This window comes from Streptomyces sp. NBC_00005 (assembly GCF_045160215.1).
In the GTDB taxonomy this organism is placed as follows: Bacteria; Actinomycetota; Actinomycetes; order Streptomycetales; family Streptomycetaceae; genus Streptomyces.
In genome coordinates this window covers 10,299,714-10,318,000 of record NZ_CP108316.1, presented here as the reverse complement: position 1 = coordinate 10,318,000, position 18,287 = coordinate 10,299,714, and the positions used below count along the sequence as shown (strand labels likewise).

The following is an 18,287-nucleotide window of genomic DNA, read 5'->3' as shown; positions in this document are numbered from 1 at the left end:
CGAACGCTGTGCGTTGACGGCCTCCTGATGCTGTCCCAGGCCTGTTTGACGAGTCCTTGACGGCGTCGCGGGCCGGCGCGTCAGAGAGGCGCACATTCCGCGCCGAGTTGGGATGTCGGCGAATCCGGCGGAGATAGGTTCGGTACTGGCCGCCGGAGGCCGCGGACGTCGCTCGCGATGACGGCTCTCCTCCGGAAGCACCTTCCGATACGCCCACGGCGGCCGAGCGCACCGTGCCCCGTGACCAGCGCCCCGCACTTGGCGACCGAAGGCGGAACAAACCGATCGCATCCGGGGCGCCGGCCCTCGTAGGGTGCGCGAGTTGTCGTAGCAGAGAGGCGTTCGGTGAACGTGGCACCCAAGGCAGTGACGCGGGAGCAGTTGGCTGGTGCGGCGCGGGCCGCGATGGGCGGGCGACGGCTGGAAGCGGTGGAGCGTGTCGCGGGCGGCAGCAAGAAGGGCGTGTACCGCCTGGTGATGGACGACGCGACGACCGCGATCGCCTACCTGTGGGACGACGCCGAGAACTACTGGCCGGGGGCCGAGGGCGACGACGACCTCACCGACCCGTTCTCCCCCGGTCTCGGACTCGACCTGTTCGAGGCCGCCCACACACGGCTGGACGCACTCGGCGTACGGGTTCCGGCGATCCGTCTCCTCGACCGTGACGGCAACCACGGCCCGGCCGACCTCGTGATCGTCGAGGACCTGCCGGGCGAGACATTGGAGCAACTCCTCGCGCTCGACCCGCTTACGGCCGCCCCGGTCATGGCCCGGCTCGGGGAGGCGCTGGCAGCGATGCGCCGGCACCGGGCGCCCACGTACGGCAAGGTGGCCGTCGTCGACGGGGGAGGTACCTCGCGCGGGACGTCGTGCGAGGAGGTCGTCCTGGCGCGTGCGCTGCGGGACCTCGCCGAGGCGGCGGCGCGGGATCCGCGGATCGACGCGGCCCGCGACCGGCTGGAGGAGCGGCTGCTGGACCTGGCGGCGGCGGTGCGGCCGCGTGCGGAGTACGTGGTGGTGCACGGCGAACTGGGCCCCGACCACGTGCGGGTGGACGCCTGCGGGAATCCCGTGGTGATCGACATCGAGGGCACGATGTACTTCGACGTCGAGTGGGAGCACGTCTTCCTGCGGATCCGCCTGCACGACGCCTACCGGCCGCTCACGGCGGACGGACTGGACCAGGACCGCCTCGCGCTCTACCTGCTGGCCCAGCGGCTCTCCCTCACAGCGGGTCCATTGCGGCTGCTCGACGGGGATTTCCCCGACCGGGCGTTCATGGCGGGCATCGCCGAGTGCAACCTGAAGCAGGCGCTGTACCTGGTCCGGTCCTGAGCGCCCCCGGCGTCCCGGGCGGAGCACGCGGCGCGCGGATCGGCCGACTCGCACCCGCTCCATGAGGATCTCCGCCACGGGGGAAGGAACAACGTCAGTGGTGTCGATCACCCGGGCCTCCCGACGGAGCCAGGGCAGGCCTTTCTGATGGTCGGCCTCGTGGTGAAGGCGCGGCTGGCGGCCACTGATGCTCTCGGGCTTGGTGTCGGTCTCGATGCGGTCGGCGACGGTGTCCTGGCCGGTGTCCAGCAGGAAGTGGCGCACGGGGATGCCGGCTTCGGTCAACTCGTCATGGATCTGTCGCCAGTACTGCTCGACCAGAACTGCCGGGGTGACCACCAGAGTTCCGCCCACATGGGCGAGGACGACCTGCCGTGCGGTTGCCACCACCGGCCCCCGCCGCGGCGGAAAATCCGGGAGTCCCTTTCGGATGTCCCGAGGGCATGCCAGAGCGTCTCCCCGACGTTCTCGACGTCGAGGAGCCGGGAATCCGGGATGCGTGACGTCAGCTCGCTCCTTCGCGGTGGTGGTCTTGCCCGCTCCGAAGGCGCCGTTCAGCCACATGATCACCCCCGACCTACGTGATCCCCCGCCGGGGCGCGAAGGCGAACCTCGGTGGACCGGGGGCGAGTTGGGTCATCCGCGCGCCGGCCTGGCCCAACGTTGTCAGCGGTTGTGCCGGTCGTCCGTGGAACAACCGCAGCTCTCGCGCAGGACCGTCGACACCGGAAGCATCATCGACACCGGCTCGCGCGTACTGTCCTCCAGTCGTGCGATCAGCAGGTCGACAGCCTGCTCGCCCATCTCGCGCATGGGCTGGCGTACGGTCGTCAGCGACGGCTTGACCATCCGTCCGAGCGGGATGCCGTCGAAGCCGGTCACCGCCACGTCCTCCGGCACGCGCACTCCTCGCGCGGTCAGCTCCTCGATCGCGCCGACCGCCATCTGGTCGTTGGCCAGCACCAGTCCGGCAGGCAGTCCTCGGGGGCTGAGGACGAGTTCGCGAACTGCCGCGCGCCCGTCCGCCCGGGTGAGCGTGGCGCGGACGTCGGGTTCGTCGGGGACCGGCAGGCCGGCCTCGCGGCAGGCGTCCTGATAGCCGCGGAAGCGGGCCTCGGCGTCCGGGGAGTCGGGGTGGCCGCCGACGAAGGCCAGTCTGGTGAGGCCGTGCACCGCGATCAGATGGCGTGTCAGGTCCCGTTGGCCCTCGAAGTTCGCCGCCTCGATGTGGTCCAGGTGGTCGATCTCCCGTGGTCCGGCCAGCACCACGACCGGGAGTCGGCGGGAGACCAGCTCCAGCTCTTCGGTGGAGGCGGTCCGGGCGATCACGGCGAAGCCGTCCACCTGGCCGGCCGTCCGGGACACCAGCTTCTCCTGGCCTCCCACCAGCGACGCGGCGATGAGCAACGCGTAGCCTCGCCGTCGGGCCGCGCGTTCCATGCCGCGGATGATCTGATCCGCGTAGAGCACCGTCGCGTCGTCATCGTCACCGGCAGCGGCGGTGTCCGTGTCCGGGTCGGCGTAGTCGGCGAAGCACAGGCCGAGTACGCCGGTGGCCCGGCTGGCGAGGCCGCGGGCGCTGCCGCTCGGGAAGTAGCTCAGTTCGCGTGCCGCGGCCAGGACCTTCTCCCGGGTCGTGGCCCGGACAGCATCGGGGTTCCGGAACACCCGGGAGACCGTGGCGATCGACACGCCTGCGCGAGCGGCCACGTCATAGACGGTGGGGGTGTCGGTTGGGCTGCTCACCAAGTGGACCGTCCGCTTCCGATCTCCGTCATCCGATTCTTCTCCGCCGTTCCGGCCGTTCCGCGAGAGCACTGAAACGCCTGCCACCAGGTAGTTCGCGTCGGATCCCCGCCCTGACGATGGGGCCAAGAGTACCGTCATCCGCCGAAATCCGGGGCCGCGCAAAAGCTTGTGCCAGTGAAATGTATGCGCATACACTCCGGCCGACGGCAAGCCTCCCAAGCTCTGCCAACCCCGTAGAAGGGGCCTCGAAGAGGAGGATTCGATCCAGATGACGCGTACCTCTCCCCGCAGACTCCGGCTCTCCGCCGCGGTCGGTGTCACCGCGTTGCTCGCCACGGCCGGCTGCTCTGCCAACGTCAACGCCAAACAGGACGACGGGGCCTCCGGGACCGCGACCTCGCTGCTGGTCGGTGCCGACACTGGTTCGCCGAATCTGGTGCGGAACTTCAACCCGTTCTCGCCGAACAAGCGCAACCTGACCACCTCCATGTACGAGCCGCTCGGTGTGGTCAACATCCTCGACGGCAAGGACACCCCGTTCCTGGCCACCGGCTACGAGCAGCCGAACACCAAGACGGTCGTCTTCCACATCCGCCAGGGCGTGAAGTGGTCCGACGGCACCGCCTTCACTCCGGCCGACGTGGCGTACACGTTCAACCTGATGAAGTCCAAGCCCGCACTCGACACCCTCGGCGCCTGGCAGCACATCGCCTCACTGGAGGTGAAGGGCAACGACGTGGTCTTCCACCTCAAGACCCAGGACGTCCCGGCGGCGCAGGTCCTGGAGCAGGTCCTGATCGTGCCCCAGCACATCTGGAAGAAGGTCTCCGACCCGGTCACCTTCACCAACCCGAACCCTGTGGTCACCGGCCCGTACACACTCGGCACCTTCACCCCGAACCAGTACACGCTGAAGAAGAACACCCGTTACTGGCAGGCCGACAAGGTCGCGGTCCAAAAGATCGTCAACCCCGCGTCCAACACCAGCCTGGACATCGTCAACAAGGGCTACGACTGGGCGTACGCCTTCATGAGCGACGTCGACAAGACCTGGGTCAAGGCCGACTCCCAACACAACAAGTACTGGTTCCCGCCGGGCGGCATCATCACGCTGTACCCGAACCTGACCAAGGCCCCGTTCAACAACCTCGCCTTCCGGCAGGGCCTGTCCCTCGCACTCGACCGCAAGAAGATCGCGGACAAGGCGGAGCAGGGCTACGTCCAGCCGGCCGCGCAGACCGGGCTGCTCCTGCCGAACTTCAGCTCCTGGACCAACCCGGACATCCCGAACCAGGGCAACGTCACGCAGAGCACCGAGCAGGCACTGGCCGCGTTCGCCAAGGCGGGTTACACCAGCAAGGGCGGCAAGCTCGTCAACGCCCAGGGCAAGCAGCTGTCCTTCGACCTGACCGTCCCCAACGGCTGGAGCGACTGGCAGCAGGGTGCCCAGGTCGTCCAGCAGCAGCTGACGGCGGTCGGCATCGACGTCAAGCTCAACCAGCCGCAGGCGGCCGCCTACCAGAAGGACATCCAGAACGGCGACTTCGACCTGGCGATGGGCGGCTTCGGCGGCACGGGCTCGCTCTACCAGGACTACAACACCCTGCTCAACTCCGACTTCAAGCAGCCGATCGGCAAGACCACCGCGTCGAACTATGAGCGCTACGGCACCACGGCCACAGACGCACTGCTGGCCCAGTTGAAGGCGACCGGTGAACCGGCGGAGCAGAAGAAGATCGTCAACCAGCTGCAGACCGTCGTCTACGAGCAGCTGCCGTCCATCGCACTCTTCTACGGCGGCCTGTGGGGCCTGACCAGCGACAAGCACTTCACCGGCTGGCCCAGCGCCAAGAACCCGTACGCGGCGCCGATGACCTGGGGTTCGAGCCCGCTGCTGGTCCTGACACACCTGAAGGCGGCCAAGTAGGCCTCGGCGGCCCTCCGTTCACGGCCCTGCCGGGACTCGGGACCGCCCGCGCGTATCCGTTCGTGGACTGCGCCATCTACAGCCCATGCAGTCCATGCAGTTCATGGAACTCATGCAGCCCATGCAACCCACCATGTTTCGCAGTCCCCGCGCCGGGTCCGGCCCGATGCACCCCTCACTCCCCCATCCCCTACTCCCCCAGGCCCCTACGACCCCAACGACGCGGGAGACCCCATGCGGTACGCGCTGCGCAAGTTCGGGTTGCTGTTGCTGACCCTCTGGGCGGCGATCACCCTCAACTTCATACTGCCCCGGCTGATGCCGGGGTCACCCGCCGATGCCGCGATCGTGAAGCTGTCGCAGAACGGGCCGGTGTCCGCGGCGACCAGGGCGGCCGTCGAGGCGCAGCTCGGTGTGCCGTCCGGCAATTGGTGGAGCCAGTACACGCAGTACCTGGACAACGTGCTGCACCTGCGTTTCGGCGTCTCCTACTCCTTCTTCCCGCAGTCCGTGGCCGGCCTGGTCACCGGTGCGCTGCCGTGGACCCTCGTGATGGTCGGACTGGTGACGATCACGGCCTTCGTGATCGGATCTCTGATCGGCGTGCTCGCGGCCTGGCGCCGCGGCACGTGGCTGGACTCGCTGCCCACGCTCTCGGGGTCGTTCCTCTCGGCGTTCCCCTATTTCTGGACCGCGCTGCTCATGCTGTTCTTCGTCGGCTACGTGCTCGGCTGGCTGCCGACCTCCGGGGCCTATTCCGCACAGGTGGAACCCAACTGGTCCTTCGGCTTCCTGACCGACGCACTCGAACACGCGGTCCTGCCGGCCGCAACGATTCTGCTCACCTCCCTCGGCGGCTGGATCCTGGGCATGCGCAACACCATGATCGGCACGCTCGGCGAGGACTACGTCACCTTCGCCGAGGCCAACGGCCTGCGCGGACGCACAGTGGCGCTGCGCTACGCGGCCCGTAACGCGCTGCTGCCGAACCTGACCGGCTTCGGCATGGCACTGGGCGGCGTCGTCGGCGGCTCCTTGCTGGTGGAGCAGGTCTTCAAGTACCCCGGCGTGGGCTACCTGCTCTACAACGCGGTCACCAACCATGACTTCCCGCTCATGCAAGCACTCTTTCTCATGATCACCGTGAGCGTCCTGGCCGCGAATTTCCTGGTCGACATCCTCTACGGAGTTCTCGACCCCAGGACGAGGCGGTGACCGGCATGGCAACCAGCGACACCAACACCGAGGAAACCAGGGTGAGTTCACACGCCGGCGCAGACGCGCGCAGGCGGAACGCACTGCGCATGTTCACCCGCTCCTTCGCGACACTGTGGAGCAACAAGAAGGCCCGCCTCGGGCTTGTCCTCCTCGCGGTCTTCGTCCTCCTGGCGATCTTCGCGCCGCTCCTCGCTCCTTACTCCGCGCACGCCAATGACTTCGCCAGGAACGAGGGCGGCAGCGCCGCCCACCTGCTCGGCACCACCGGGGCCGGGGAGGACGTTCTGTCGCAACTCCTCTACGGCGCCCGGGTGTCCATCACCATCGGCTTCGCCGCCGGCGGCCTCTCCACCGTCGTCGCGGTGGTCGTCGGTCTGTCCTGGGGCTACCTTCGCTCGTGGCCGGGAGACGTCGTCAACTTCGTGGCCAACCTCTTCCTGGTGGTCCCCGCCCTCCCTCTCATGATCATTATCGCCGCCTACGCGCAGAACGGCGGACTGCCGGTCATCGTGCTGGTGATCGTGCTCACCGGCTGGGCCTGGGGCGCCCGCGTGCTGCGCTCGCAGACCCGGTCGCTGCGCTCGCGGGACTTCATCACCGCGGCGGTGTTCAGCGGTGAGAGCGGACCGCGCGTGGTGTTCCGGGAAATCCTGCCCAACATGACCTCGCTGATCGTGGGCTCCTTCTTCGGCGCCGCGACCGCGGCCGTGCTCGCCGAATCGGGTCTGTCCTTCCTCGGCCTGGGCGACCCCAGCACGGTCAGCTGGGGCTCGATGCTCTATTGGGCACAGAACTCCAACGCCCTGCTCACCGGACAGTGGGTGTTCCTCTTCGCCCCCGGCCTGTGCATCGCGCTGCTGGCCACCGCGATGACCCTGGTGAACTTCGGCGTCGACGGGCTCAGCAACCCTCGGCTACGGGAAGGAGCCGGACGATGAGCCTGCTCACTGTCAACGACCTCACCATCACCTACAGCCCGCGCGGCGCCGAGCCGACCGTCGCGGTCAAGGACGCCAACCTGCGCCTGGAACAAGGTGAGTTCGTCGGCCTGGTCGGCGAGTCCGGATCGGGCAAGTCCACCCTCGGATTCGCCCTCACCCGCCTGTCCAAGCCGCCGGCCGCGATCTCCTCCGGTGAGATCGTCTTCGACGGCACCGACATAGCCCGGTTGGACACCGAGCAGTTGCGCCGCCAGCGCCGGGGCGGATTCGCCATGGTGCTGCAGTCCGGGATGAACGCCCTCAACCCGGTGCGCACCATCGGCAACCACTTCGCCGACATCTTCGCTGCGCACGGCCACGTGCCGCGAACTCGGCGCAAGGCACGCGCACTTGAGCTGCTGGACAAGGTCGAGCTACCCGCCACCACCCTCGACCGCTACCCGGGCGAACTGTCCGGCGGTATGCGCCAGCGGGTGTCCATCGCGCTCGCCATGTCGCTGGAACCGCGGCTGATGGTCTTCGACGAGCCCACCACCGCCCTGGACGTGATGGTGCAGCACTCGGTAATGCGCACGATCCGTGAACTGCAGGCCGAAGAAGGCTTCACCGCCCTGCTGATCAGCCACGACCTCGGCCTGGTGCTGGAGTCCACGGCGCGGGTGATGGTGATGAAGGACGGCGCCATCGTGGAGAACGCGGCCGCCCGCCAGTTGTTCGCGGCGCCGCATCACGCGTACTCCAAGATGCTGCTGGGCCACTACGCCGACCCACGCGCCGAAGTGGTCGAACTGCCGGGCCTTCCCGCGCGCGGCACGGCCTCGGACACGGGTGCCCATACGGCGACCGGCACCGCGACCGAAACGGCGACCGGCACAGTGTCCGGCACCCCCAGGCCGGCCGCCGGTCGCGGACGCCGGCGCGCGGCGCAGGACGCGATCGTCGTGGACCACGTCAGCAAGACCTACGCCGCACCACGGCGCGGCGAGGCACCGGTGACGGCGGTCAAGGACGCGTCGTTCCGGCTGGAGCCGGGCCAGTCCATGGCCCTGGTGGGCCAAAGCGGTTCGGGCAAGTCCACCATCGCCAAGATGATCACCGGTGTGGAACGGCCCACGGCCGGCTCCATCACCTTCGGCGACCTGCGGGTCGACCGGCTGCGCCGGGGCCGCCTGCGCCAACTGCACACCGACGTACAGCTGATCTTCCAGGACCCCTACGCGGCCCTGAACCCACTGCACACCGTCGAATACACACTCACCCGACCCGTCGTCAACTACACCGGGCGCAGCGGCGCACAGGCTCGCGGGCGGGTACTGGAGCTGCTGGAGATCGTCGGCCTCACTCCCGTCGAGCAGTTCGCCGCCAAACTCCCCCATCAACTCTCGGGCGGCCAGCGGCAGCGCGTGGTCATCGCCCGCGCACTGGCCAGCGACCCGCAGGTCCTGATCGCCGACGAGCCCGTCTCCATGCTCGACGTCTCACTGCGCGCCGGAGTGCTGGCCCTGCTGGAGGACCTGCGGGTGCAGTTCGGCGTCTCCCTGCTCTACATCACCCACGATCTGTTGTCGGCCCGTGTGGTCACCGACCAGATCATGGTGCTGCACCAGGGCACGGTCGTGGAATCCGGGGACACCGCACAGGTACTGCGCTTCCCCACTCACGACTACACGATCCGCCTGCTCGACTCGATCCCCCAGCCCGCACGCCGGTTCGCCGGGAGCGACGCGAGCACCGGCTGACCGTGCCGCTCCTGCGAAAGCTCCCCCACACCACTACGAACGAGGATTGACTGTGCTGCACTTCCCCGACGGCTTCCTGTGGGGCGCCGCCACCGCCGCCCACCAGATCGAGGGCAACAACATCAACAACGACTGGTGGCCGCGCGAGCACGCGGGCGGCACCGGCATCGTCGAGCCCTCCGGCGACGCCTGCGACAGCTACCACCGCTACCGCGAGGACATGACCCTGCTGCGGGACGCGGGCCTGGACACCTACCGCTTCAGCCTCGAGTGGAGCCGCATCGAGCCCGAGGAGGGGTGCGTCTCCCGGGCCGAAGTCGCCCACTACCGGCGGATGGTGGACACCGCGCTGGAGCTGGGCCTGACCCCGATGGTGACGCTGACGCACTTCACCGTGCCGCGCTGGTTCGCCCAGGACGGCATGTGGCGCAGCCCCAAGGCCGCCGACCGCTTCGCCCGCTTCACCGAACTCGCGTTGCCGGTACTCGGCGACGACGTGAAGTGGGTGTGCACCCTCAACGAGCCGAACATCGCCGCGATGATCGCCGGTGGCGAGGACCCGGCCAACCTGGTCGCCTATGCCCTGCCCAAGCCCGACTTGGAGGTCGCCGACACTCTGTTGGAGTGCCACCGCCGCTCACGCGAGGTCCTGTCCGGCGTCGGCGGTGTGCGGTCGGGCTGGACGGTGGCGACCCAGGCGTTCCAGGCCGAGCCCGGCTGCAAGGACGTCGCGCGTGAGTACGGCTACGCACGCGACGACTGGTACCTGGAGGCCGCCACCGGCGACGACTGGGTGGGCGTGCAGGCATACACCCGCACCATCATCGGCCCGGACGGCCCCCGCCAGGTGCCCGAGGGCACGGAAACCACGCTCACCGGCTGGGAGTACTACCCGCAGGCCCTCGAACTCGGCGTCCGCAGCGCCTGGGAGAAGACCGGTGGCGTGCCCGTCTTCGTCACCGAGAACGGCATGGCCACCGCCGACGACACCCGGCGCATCGACTACACCCGCGGCGCCCTGACCGGTCTGCACGCCGCCATCGAGGACGGCGTCAAGGTCGAGGGCTACCTGCACTGGAGCCTGCTGGACAACTACGAGTGGGCCTCCGGGTATCGACCGACGTTCGGCCTCATCGCCGTGGACCGCGAGACCTTCGTACGCACCCCGAAGCCCTCGCTCGGCTGGCTGGGCGACGTGGCGGCCGCCAACGCGGTCGAGCCGCAGCAGCCGTAGACACCCACCACAAGCACCCCCGTCTCTCGGAAGGCATGTCCCCATGACGCGACACCAGTTCAGCCGCAGAGCCGTCCTCACCGCCACCGCCGCACTCGCAATGGGCGCCGCGGCCGGCCCGGCCCACGCGTCCGCCCCCGCGCAGGACGCGGCGCCGCTCACCTCCGGGCAGCGCCGCCAGTTGCGGGCGATCGCGGCAGACACCTGGAAGTACTTCGCCACGACCGGCGTGGACCCCGTGACGCACCTGCCGCTGGACAACATCATGCTGGGGGCCACGCCCGCCCGGGGCACGTACACCTCGCCGACCAACATCGGCGTGAATCTGTGGTGCATCATCAGCGCCTACGACCTGGGCTTCATCTCGCGCGCCGATCAGATACGGCGGCTCGGCGACGCCCTGGGGGCGATCGAGAAGCTGCGGAAGTGGAACGGCTTCCTGCTCAGCTGGTACGACACCACGACCGGCGACCCGATCACCGGCCCCGGCGGCACCAGCCTGGAGGGCAAGTCGCTGACGGGCCAGTTCATCTCCACCGTGGACAACGGCTGGTACGCCGCGAGCCTCGTCGAACTCCGCCAGGCCGCACCGCAGTTCGCGACCCGCGCCACCAAGCTCCTCCAAGCCATGGACTTCGGCGTCTTCTACAACGACGGCGACCAGTCCACGAACGTCAACGCCGGTCAGATGTACGGCGGTTACACCATCGACCAGGGCCCGGCCTCGTTCACGTACGGCATGCTCAACACCGAGACGCGGATCTCCGCCTACATGGGGATCGGCACCGGGACCATGCCCAGCGACGTCTGGTGGCGCACCTGGCGCACCATGCCCGCCCAGTTCGGCCAGCGACAGGTCCCGCAGGGCAGCACGAAGACCATCACCGACCCACTGACGGGCAAGCACTTCCAGGTAGTCGAAGGCCACTACTCCTACGACGGCATCGACTACGTCCCCAGCTGGGGCGGCAGCGTCTTCGAGGCCCTCATGCCGAACCTCCTCGTACCCGAAGTCGCCCAGGCCCCAAGGGCGTTCGGCGCGAACGACGTGGCCTACCTCAAGGCCACCATCGCCTACGACACCAAGGCCCTCGGCTACAAGGTGTGGGGTCTGTCGCCGTCCAGCACCCCCGACGACACCGGGAACTACTCGGCCTACGGCTCCCACCAGCTGGGCACCAGCTCCTCCGACACCGACTACCGCGAGGACGCGGTGACTCCGCACGCGTCGTTCCTCGGACTCGACGTGCTGCCGCAGGCCGCGTACCGGAACATCGAGCAGCTCCTGACGTCCTACCCGCAGGTGTACGGGCCGTACGGCTTCTACGACGCCCTCGACCCGACCACCGGCGCCGTCGGACATCGTTATCTGGCCCTCGACCACGGCATGATCCTCGCCGCCCTCAACAACGCTCTGAACGCGGGCCCGTTGCAGCGCCGCTTCATGAACGACCCGGTCGGCAAGGTCGTCTCGCGTTACTTCCGGGCGGAGCAGATGTCCGTGACACCACTGGACCGGTGACGCCGACGCGTATGCCGGTGACGGGCGAGCCCTCAGCGGGGCCGCCCACCGCTCCCACCGGGGCGCCCGCCGGTCGCGGCCGCGGAGGGCCACTGGCCGACCATGCCGAAGGATTCGCCCACCAGCTCGCCTCGGCTACCGAGCTGGGGCTGATCCCCGACCCGGACGCCGTCCGCGCGGTCGGGGAAGACGCTGCCGCCGCGCCCGACTGGGCAGGCCCGGCACTGTGGCTCCATGGCGACCTGCATCCGGCCAACGTCCTCACCGCGGACGGCACGTTCTGCGGCGTCATCGACTTCGGTGACCTCTTCGCAGGCGACCCGGCCTGCGACCTCGCCGCCCCGTGGATACTGCTGCCGGACGGCGCCACCGACCGCTTCTACGAGGCCTACCGGCCGACCCCGGACACCGCGACCCTACGTCGCGCCCGCGGCTGGGCGGTGCTGCGCGCCCTCTCCGGCATCCTCATCGCAGACCCCGGCGTCCACGGCCGCCCCGGCGGCAAAGCCACCTGGGGCCCACCCGCCCACGCCGCCCTACGACGCCTCACCGCGACGGTCCACTGAGCGATCGGCTCGGCCCAGCCGAGCGCGCGGCCTCTGATTCTCCGCGGCTAAACCGCCTGAGATGTCTTTCCTCCGGGCAGTGACCCGTGGATGTACTGGTCGGCCCAGGCGCTGATGATGCGGGCGGCTCGCTGCGCTTGTCCTCGTGCGGTCAGGAGATGGTCTGCTCCTTCGAGCGAGACGAAGCTGCGCGGGTGTCGTGCCTCGCGGAAGATCTCCCCGGCGTTGTCGATGTCGACGGTGTCGTCGGTAGGCGAATGCAGGACGAGCAGCGGCAGGTTCAACTCGCGAATCCGCTCGCGCAGGTGGGATTGGCGGACGTCGTCGACGAAGGCACGCTTGAGGACCAGGGTCCTGCCGCCGACGAACCACTCGTGCGAGCCTTCACTGAGAACGCGATCCACGACCGCGTCGTACTGTCCCTCGACGTGGCTGGGGTCGACAGGCGCCCCGATCGTGGCGACCGCGCGGACGCCGGTCGACTCGGCCGCCGCGGCGATGGCGGCGGCACCTCCCCATGAGTGCCCCACCAGCAGGTCCGCCGGAGTCCCTCGCTCCGCCATCAGCCTTGCCGCGCGGACGGTGTCCTGGACCTTGATGGTGAAGGAACCGTCCCCCCAGTCGCCGTCGGAGTCTCCGATCCCGAGGTTGTCGTAGCGCAGCATTCCGATCCCCTCGCGGGCCAGCTGCTTGCTGACGCGCGAGGCGGCCGGACAGTTCTTGCCGAGCGTGAATCCGTGGACGAAGATTCCCCAGCCTCGGACCTCGCCGTCCGGCAGGTCGATCGCTCCAGCCAGTTCCGGGCCGACGACGCTCTTGAATCTCACTTCTTCAGTCATGTTGTGATCACCTCGGCATGCACTGTTCCGTGGGGAGGGTGAGGGTGACACCGGCAGGGTGCCTGTCGCTGTCGGTGTCAGACGGCCGGTTTCTGGACGGAGGTCGGCTCGGTGGTGAGCAGTGCGGTGATCTCGTCGGCGAGGTGCGGGCCGAGCCTGCCCCAGCCCTCCTTGTAACCGTAGACGCCGGCCAGGGTACGGGCGTCGTAGTCACCGTTCATGATCTCGATGTCGGTGGCCGTGATGAGTGCCGGGTGGGCGACGCCGACGGCCGACGAGACCTTCATCAGCTCCTTGCGCAGGGTGCGCAGGTAGACGGCGGCCCGGGTGGCCTTCGAGGTCGGGTCGATGCCGCGGGCCAGCCGCTGGTTCTGGGTGGCGATGCCGGTGGGGCACTTGTCGGTGTGGCACTTCTGCGACTGGATGCAACCGATCGACAGCATCGCCTCACGGGCCACGTTGATCATGTCGACACCCAGAGCGAAGGCGACCGCGGCGTTCTCGGGCAGGCCGAGCTTGCCGGAGCCGATGAAGGTCAGGTCGTCGGTCAGCCCCAGCTCGGCGAAGGTGCCGTAAACCCGGGAGAAGCCCATCCGGAACGGCAGCGACACCGAGTCGGTGAAGATCAGGGGCGCGGCCCCGGTACCGCCCTCGCCGCCGTCGATGGTCACGAAGTCGACACCACGGTCACCACGCGCCATCAGCGTGGCCAGCTCCTGCCAGAACTCCATCTCTCCCACCGCGCTCTTGACCCCGACCGGCACACCGGTCTCAGTGGCCAGCAGCTCGACGAAATCGAGCATCGAGTCGACGTCACTGAACGCGGTGTGCCGCGAGGGGGAGGCGCAGTCCTTGCCGAGCGGGATACCGCGGATCTCGGCGATCTCCGGGGTCACCTTCGCAGCCGGCAACATCCCGCCCAGCCCTGGCTTGGCGCCCTGGGAGAGCTTGATCTCTATCGCCCTGACCGGGGCGCCGGCGACCACATCCTTGAGTTTGTCGAGGTTGAAGCTGCCGTCCTCGTTGCGGCAGCCGAAGTACGACGTACCGATCTGAAGGACGAGGTCGCCGCCGTTGCGGTGGTACGGCGAGAGGCCGCCCTCGCCCGTGTTCTGCATCGCGCCCGCCAGCGCCGCCCCCTTGTTGAGCGCCGTGACCGCCGCACCGGACAGCGATCCGAAGCTCATCGCCGATATGTTCACCACGCTCGCCGGCCGGAACGCCTTGGCGCGCCCGCGCGGCCCGCCCAGCACCTTGGCCGAGGGCAGTGGGGCCTGCGGGTCCTGCGTGACGGGCGGTGTGTCGGCGAAGGTGCGCTGCTTCAGGTATGCGTGCCCCTGCACGTGCTCGACGTCGACGTCGGTTCCGAACCCGAAGTAGTTGTTCTCGCCCTTCGCCGAGGCATAGATCCAGGTGCGCTGGTCACGACTGAACGGGCGCTCCTCCTCGTTGGAGGTCACGATGTACTGCCGCAGCTCCGGCCCCATCGTCTCCAACAGGTACCGGGCGTGCCCGATCACCGGGTAGTTCCGGAGCAGTGCGTGCTTCTTCTGGATGAGGTCGCGGGCAGCCACCAGCGCCAAGGCTGTTGCGGCGGCCGCACCGATGTTCCGGGCGCGCATGAAACGTTTCTCTCCTCGATGCTCGACTCCATCGCCATGCGGTGGACGTCGTCGTGTTGGGCGGCGGGCACGGCCAAGCGGGTGTCAGCGTCCGTCGGAGAATGCGAAACGATATTAAGGGCCGCGAAATCAGGCGCGGCGCCCGGGTCGGCGGTTCGGGCGTTCGTCCCAGCGGAGAGCTGTCCGTGCCCGTCGGATCAGCCTGTGCCGCATGCGTGAGGCGTTGATGCCGCGGGGACGGACGGGGGCCACCGGGGTGGGTGTCACGGTGTCGACTTCCAGGCCGGACGGGTTTGCATGTCGTCCCTGCCCGCGACGCATGCCATCCCTGGGGAGTATGGAGGGTGTTGGGGAGCGCGTGGGGAGAACCGACTGCGCTCCCACACTCATCGGAGCCAAGTCATTCGCGAGCACTCACATGGAGTCATCGATGGCCGTTCGACGTGTCATGCCCGTCCTTCAGTCGGACGCAGCGCAGGAGAACCGGGAGTTCTACGGCCTGCTGGGATTCGAGGAGGTCATGGATCTCGGCTGGATCATCACGCTCGCCTCGCCGACCACTCCGGCGGCACAGGTCAGCTTCATGACGGCCGACAGGACCGCGCCGGTCACGCCGGACATGAGCGTGGAGGTGGACGACGTGGATGCGGTCCATGCGGTCGTGCGCGACAGCGGCGCGGAGATCGTGCATCCCTTGCAGGACGAGGAGTGGGGTGTGCGGCGGTTCTTCGTCCGTGATCCCGACGGCCGGGTGATCAATGTGCTGAGCCACCGCTGACATCGGCCTCGCGCCGGGGCGCGGTCGGCGCTCGCAGCGGGGCCCTGCCCGTGCCGGTCGGCGGCGCACCGTGATTGGCTGGCTCCCGCCACCGCAGTCCATACGCAGGAGGACGCCACACCATGAGCAACGCCTACACCTACGAGTACAAGGTCGTCTCGTTCCGGGAATCCCTGATCGGTGACGCACTGGACGGCGACAAGCTGGAGAAGGTCCTCAACAAGCATGCCGAGGACGGCTGGGGCCTCAAGGCGATCACCGCCGCCGACGTCAAGGGTCGCATCGGCCCCGGTGCGGTCGAGGGCCTGCTGCTCACTTTCGAACGGCCCCGCGCATAACGTCGCAGGGACCACCATGCTCAGCGAAGGGTCCGCGCAGTGCGCGGACCCTTCGCTGTGTCAGCGGGCCTGATGCTGTGTCACCTGTGCAAGGTCGTCACCTTCAAGGCCGGGTCGCCCGTGATCTCCGCTTCCGTGAAGCGTTCGGTGACCCACTGCTTGCGGGAGAACAGGCGCGTCTGGTCCGTGTAGTGGGGTGAGGCCGGGTTGGCCGACTGGCCGTAGGTGAGGACGGTGTGGGTGCGCGGGCCGTCGGGGGTGAGTTCGACGGCCATCACGAAGCTGCTGCCGAAGGCGCCGGCGGTCGGGGTGCCGGTACCCGCGTCGGGGCCCGCCTCCACGACGTTGAAGCAGCCCTTGTCACCGGTGCAGCCGGGCAACGGGATGCCTGCCCACTTCTGTACGGCGCCGAGTTCGACGTCGACCGGGACGTCGCGGGCGGCGAAGTCCTGCACGGCGTCGGCCAGGGCGTGCTGGACGCGCACGTCGTCGCCCTTGATGCCGCGCGGCGTGGTGAGGGGCTGGGCCGGGTCGTAGGGGACGCGGCGCCAGGTGTCGGGAGGTCCGGCCCCCTGGAGGTGGTCGAAGAACGTGACCCAGAGCGCGGCGCCCCGGCTGTCGGTGTCGGCACGGGTGTCCCAGCGGGCGAGGGTCGCGCAGGCCTGCTGTACGTCGATCTCCTTGCCGTCCGTGGTCGTCAGGCGTGGGTGGGCGCGGCACATGTCGACCACGTCGTCGCGGCCGGTCTCGGCCGACAGGACGCGGTTGCCCGTCATCGACTCGCGCAGGGTGTGCTGGGTGAAGCCCGGGGTGCCCAGTCCGTCCGTGCCGTCCAGGCGTTCCGCGATCATGCGGAGTCCGAGCTGGGGGCGCTGGCTGAGGCGGGGCTCGATGTCGTACGTGCCCGGGAAGCCGGTGAGGGGGGCTTCGGGGTTGGTGTACTGGGGTCCGTTGTTGGAGTTGGCGACGTAGTCGGTGCGGCTGAGCTTCGGCTGGTGGGAGGGGCCGTAGATGCCCGGCACGAGCGCGTCGGGGTCGTTGCCCCAGTCGCAGGCCGTGGTGGAGCCGTCCAGGGCGGTGGGCGCGTCCTCGCTGCCCGGGAGGGTGCAGCGCTTCAGTTGTGCGTCGGTGAGGTGCGGGACGACCGAGGAGTCGGTGAAGTACGTGCTGCCGCTGGTGTCGGCCGCGAGGGTGTAGGTCCAGGGGATGCCCTGGTAGGTGTCCTGGGCGGTGCGCAGTTGGCGGAGGTTGTGGGCCTTGCCCATCGCCAGCCATTCGTTCATGGACCGCAGGTTGTCGGCGTTGGCGTCGCGGACGGCGTAGGCGGTCTTCGTGGTCCAGCCGGTGGACAGGACGGGGCCGAAGCGTGAGGTGTACAGGGTGCGGTCGACGGTCGCCGGGCTGCCGTTCTTGTCGCGGACGGTGATGGGTACCGTGCGGCGTTGCATCTTCTCCGTCCTGCCGTCGACCACGTAGCTGGTGGGGTCGCCGGGCGCGAGCTTCAGCGCGTAGAAGGAGGCGTGCTGGGCGTCGCTCGCGGTGTGCGTCCAGGCGACGTCGCGGTTGTGGCCGATCAGGACCAGGGGGGTGCCGTACAGGCCGGCGCCGGACACGTCCAGGGTGCCGGGGATGGTCAACTGCACTTGATAGAAGCGGAAGTTGCCGCCGACCCAGGGCAGGTGCGGGTTGGCGAGGACCATCGCATGGCCGCTACGGGTCGCGTCCTTGCCGAGTGCCCAGCCGTTGCTGCCGAAGTCGTCCGCGGCAGGGCCCTGCCCGCCCGCGCCGAGCGACGCCGCGGTCTTGAGGCCGGAGGTCGCGGAGGCCGGCGTGGCCTGGCCTGCCGTCGGAGGTTTCGCGTCGCCGATGTCCGGCGCCAACGGCACCGCCCCGGTCGCCCCGTTGAGGTCGTAGACGATGCTCCACAGGTCGAGCGCGGTGACCGGGCGCACCCAGGGCTTGCCCTTGCAGCGTGGATCCGGCAGCTTGTCGACGCCCGTGTCGCGCAGGTAGCGGTTGTACCCGGCGGCGTACCCCTCGACCATCCGGCGCACCTCGGGCGTCGGCCCCAGCGGTGCCTTCCGGTCGAGCAGCCGCTGGACGGTGCCCGCGCGCAGTTGCCCCCTGTAGTAGGTGTCGCTCGCGAGGTTGACGCCCTCGCCGGAGTCGCCGTCGGGGCCGAAGAAGCGGGATCGCTCGCCTCGCAAAGTCACTATCTGGTCGGCGAGTTCACACACGTTGTCCTGTGCGAACGCGTAGCCGTATCCGTAGCCGAGTCCGTCGAAGTCCCCCGCCAGAATGTGCGGGATGCCGTACTCGGTGCGGCGGATCTGGGCCGTGTGGCCGTCCTCGGTCACCGTCCGGCCCTCCTGCCCCGTCGCAGCGGACGAGGGCGCGGGGAGGAGGGCCACGGTGGCCGAGGTGAGGCAGAGGGCAGCGGCGATGACGGCCAACCGGCCTGTCAGGGAACTTTTCT

Annotated in this window: 13 protein-coding genes and 1 pseudogene; 10 read left to right on the top strand and 4 right to left on the bottom strand. The window is 69.0% G+C overall.

All coding sequences use genetic code 11. The features are described from left to right. Window positions 1-405 precede the first annotated feature (405 nt). Complete coding sequence (locus OG303_RS47060) at window positions 406-1,338, top strand: phosphotransferase family protein (protein WP_405877820.1); 933 nt, start codon at window positions 406-408, stop codon at window positions 1,336-1,338. Window positions 1,339-2,004: 666 nt separating this feature from the next. On the opposite strand, the gene OG303_RS47055 is transcribed toward OG303_RS47060, so the two are convergent. Next, complete coding sequence (locus OG303_RS47055) at window positions 2,005-3,087, bottom strand: LacI family DNA-binding transcriptional regulator (RefSeq protein ID WP_405876194.1); 1,083 nt, start codon at window positions 3,085-3,087, stop codon at window positions 2,005-2,007. 268 nt (window positions 3,088-3,355) lie between these two features. Here OG303_RS47055 and OG303_RS47050 point away from each other — a divergent pair, with 268 nt between their 5' ends. From OG303_RS47050 to OG303_RS47020, 7 genes and pseudogenes are all read left to right on the top strand, one after another. Continuing rightward, on the top strand, window positions 3,356-5,014 hold the full coding sequence (locus OG303_RS47050; protein WP_405876193.1) for an ABC transporter substrate-binding protein: 1,659 nt from the start codon (window positions 3,356-3,358) through the stop codon (window positions 5,012-5,014). Between the two features lie 234 nt (window positions 5,015-5,248). Next, entirely contained in the window at window positions 5,249-6,229 is a 981-nt protein-coding gene (locus OG303_RS47045) for an ABC transporter permease (RefSeq protein WP_405876192.1), read from the top strand. 5 nt (window positions 6,230-6,234) lie between these two features. Next, window positions 6,235-7,170, top strand: a complete 936-nt coding sequence (locus OG303_RS47040) for an ABC transporter permease (protein ID WP_405876191.1) — start codon at window positions 6,235-6,237, stop codon at window positions 7,168-7,170. Further along, on the top strand, window positions 7,167-8,912 hold the full coding sequence (locus OG303_RS47035; protein ID WP_405876190.1) for an ABC transporter ATP-binding protein: 1,746 nt from the start codon (window positions 7,167-7,169) through the stop codon (window positions 8,910-8,912). The genes OG303_RS47040 and OG303_RS47035 overlap by 4 nt, the downstream gene beginning before the upstream one ends. Before the next feature lie 46 nt (window positions 8,913-8,958). After that, window positions 8,959-10,146: a glycoside hydrolase family 1 protein gene (locus OG303_RS47030; RefSeq protein ID WP_405876189.1), complete on the top strand. Its 1,188-nt coding sequence runs from the start codon at window positions 8,959-8,961 to the stop codon at window positions 10,144-10,146. Window positions 10,147-10,189: 43 nt separating this feature from the next. Next, the gene (locus OG303_RS47025; protein ID WP_405876188.1) at window positions 10,190-11,668 is read left to right on the top strand and encodes a glucoamylase family protein; all 1,479 of its coding nucleotides are present in this window, start codon (window positions 10,190-10,192) and stop codon (window positions 11,666-11,668) included. Between the two features lie 50 nt (window positions 11,669-11,718). Then, window positions 11,719-12,234 (top strand): annotated as a pseudogene (locus OG303_RS47020) (phosphotransferase); the annotation flags it as partial. 47 nt (window positions 12,235-12,281) lie between these two features. On the opposite strand, the gene OG303_RS47015 reads toward OG303_RS47020, so the two are convergent. Both OG303_RS47015 and OG303_RS47010 read right to left on the bottom strand, forming a co-directional pair. After that, window positions 12,282-13,073 carry an alpha/beta hydrolase family protein gene (locus OG303_RS47015; protein ID WP_405876187.1) on the bottom strand — a complete coding sequence of 264 codons (792 nt, stop codon included), beginning with the start codon at window positions 13,071-13,073 and terminating at the stop codon, window positions 12,282-12,284. A 77-nt stretch (window positions 13,074-13,150) separates the two neighbouring features. Then, a complete protein-coding gene (locus OG303_RS47010) occupies window positions 13,151-14,695 on the bottom strand; it encodes an FMN-binding glutamate synthase family protein (RefSeq protein WP_405876186.1) in 1,545 nt (514 codons plus the stop codon). 430 nt (window positions 14,696-15,125) lie between these two features. Here OG303_RS47010 and OG303_RS47005 point away from each other — a divergent pair, with 430 nt between their 5' ends. Continuing rightward, window positions 15,126-15,473, top strand: coding sequence for a VOC family protein (locus OG303_RS47005; RefSeq protein ID WP_405876185.1), 348 nt, complete (start codon window positions 15,126-15,128; stop codon window positions 15,471-15,473). A gap of 122 nt (window positions 15,474-15,595) precedes the next feature. Beyond that, window positions 15,596-15,811, top strand: coding sequence for a DUF4177 domain-containing protein (locus OG303_RS47000; RefSeq protein WP_405876184.1), 216 nt, complete (start codon window positions 15,596-15,598; stop codon window positions 15,809-15,811). Between the two features lie 80 nt (window positions 15,812-15,891). Here the strand turns inward: OG303_RS47000 and OG303_RS46995 are convergent, their stop codons facing one another. Next, window positions 15,892-18,168 carry a penicillin acylase family protein gene (locus tag OG303_RS46995; protein ID WP_405876183.1) on the bottom strand — a complete coding sequence of 759 codons (2,277 nt, stop codon included), beginning with the start codon at window positions 18,166-18,168 and terminating at the stop codon, window positions 15,892-15,894. Window positions 18,169-18,287: the final 119 nt, after the last annotated feature.

Excerpts from the sequence above, each read along its gene's own strand:
- OG303_RS47060 (WP_405877820.1), top strand. The coding sequence starts at position 406 with ATGGGCGGGCGACGGCTGGAAGCGGTGGAGCGTGTCGCGGGCGGCAGC.
- OG303_RS47050 (WP_405876193.1), top strand. The coding sequence starts at position 3,356 with ATGACGCGTACCTCTCCCCGCAGACTCCGGCTCTCCGCCGCGGTCGGT.
- OG303_RS47045 (WP_405876192.1), top strand. The coding sequence starts at position 5,249 with ATGCGGTACGCGCTGCGCAAGTTCGGGTTGCTGTTGCTGACCCTCTGG.
- OG303_RS47040 (WP_405876191.1), top strand. The coding sequence starts at position 6,235 with ATGGCAACCAGCGACACCAACACCGAGGAAACCAGGGTGAGTTCACAC.
- OG303_RS47035 (WP_405876190.1), top strand. The coding sequence starts at position 7,167 with ATGAGCCTGCTCACTGTCAACGACCTCACCATCACCTACAGCCCGCGC.
- OG303_RS47025 (WP_405876188.1), top strand. The coding sequence starts at position 10,190 with ATGACGCGACACCAGTTCAGCCGCAGAGCCGTCCTCACCGCCACCGCC.
- OG303_RS47015 (WP_405876187.1), bottom strand. The coding sequence starts at position 13,073 with ATGACTGAAGAAGTGAGATTCAAGAGCGTCGTCGGCCCGGAACTGGCT.
- OG303_RS47010 (WP_405876186.1), bottom strand. The coding sequence starts at position 14,695 with ATGCGCGCCCGGAACATCGGTGCGGCCGCCGCAACAGCCTTGGCGCTG.
- OG303_RS47005 (WP_405876185.1), top strand. The coding sequence starts at position 15,126 with ATGGCCGTTCGACGTGTCATGCCCGTCCTTCAGTCGGACGCAGCGCAG.
- OG303_RS47000 (WP_405876184.1), top strand. The coding sequence starts at position 15,596 with ATGAGCAACGCCTACACCTACGAGTACAAGGTCGTCTCGTTCCGGGAA.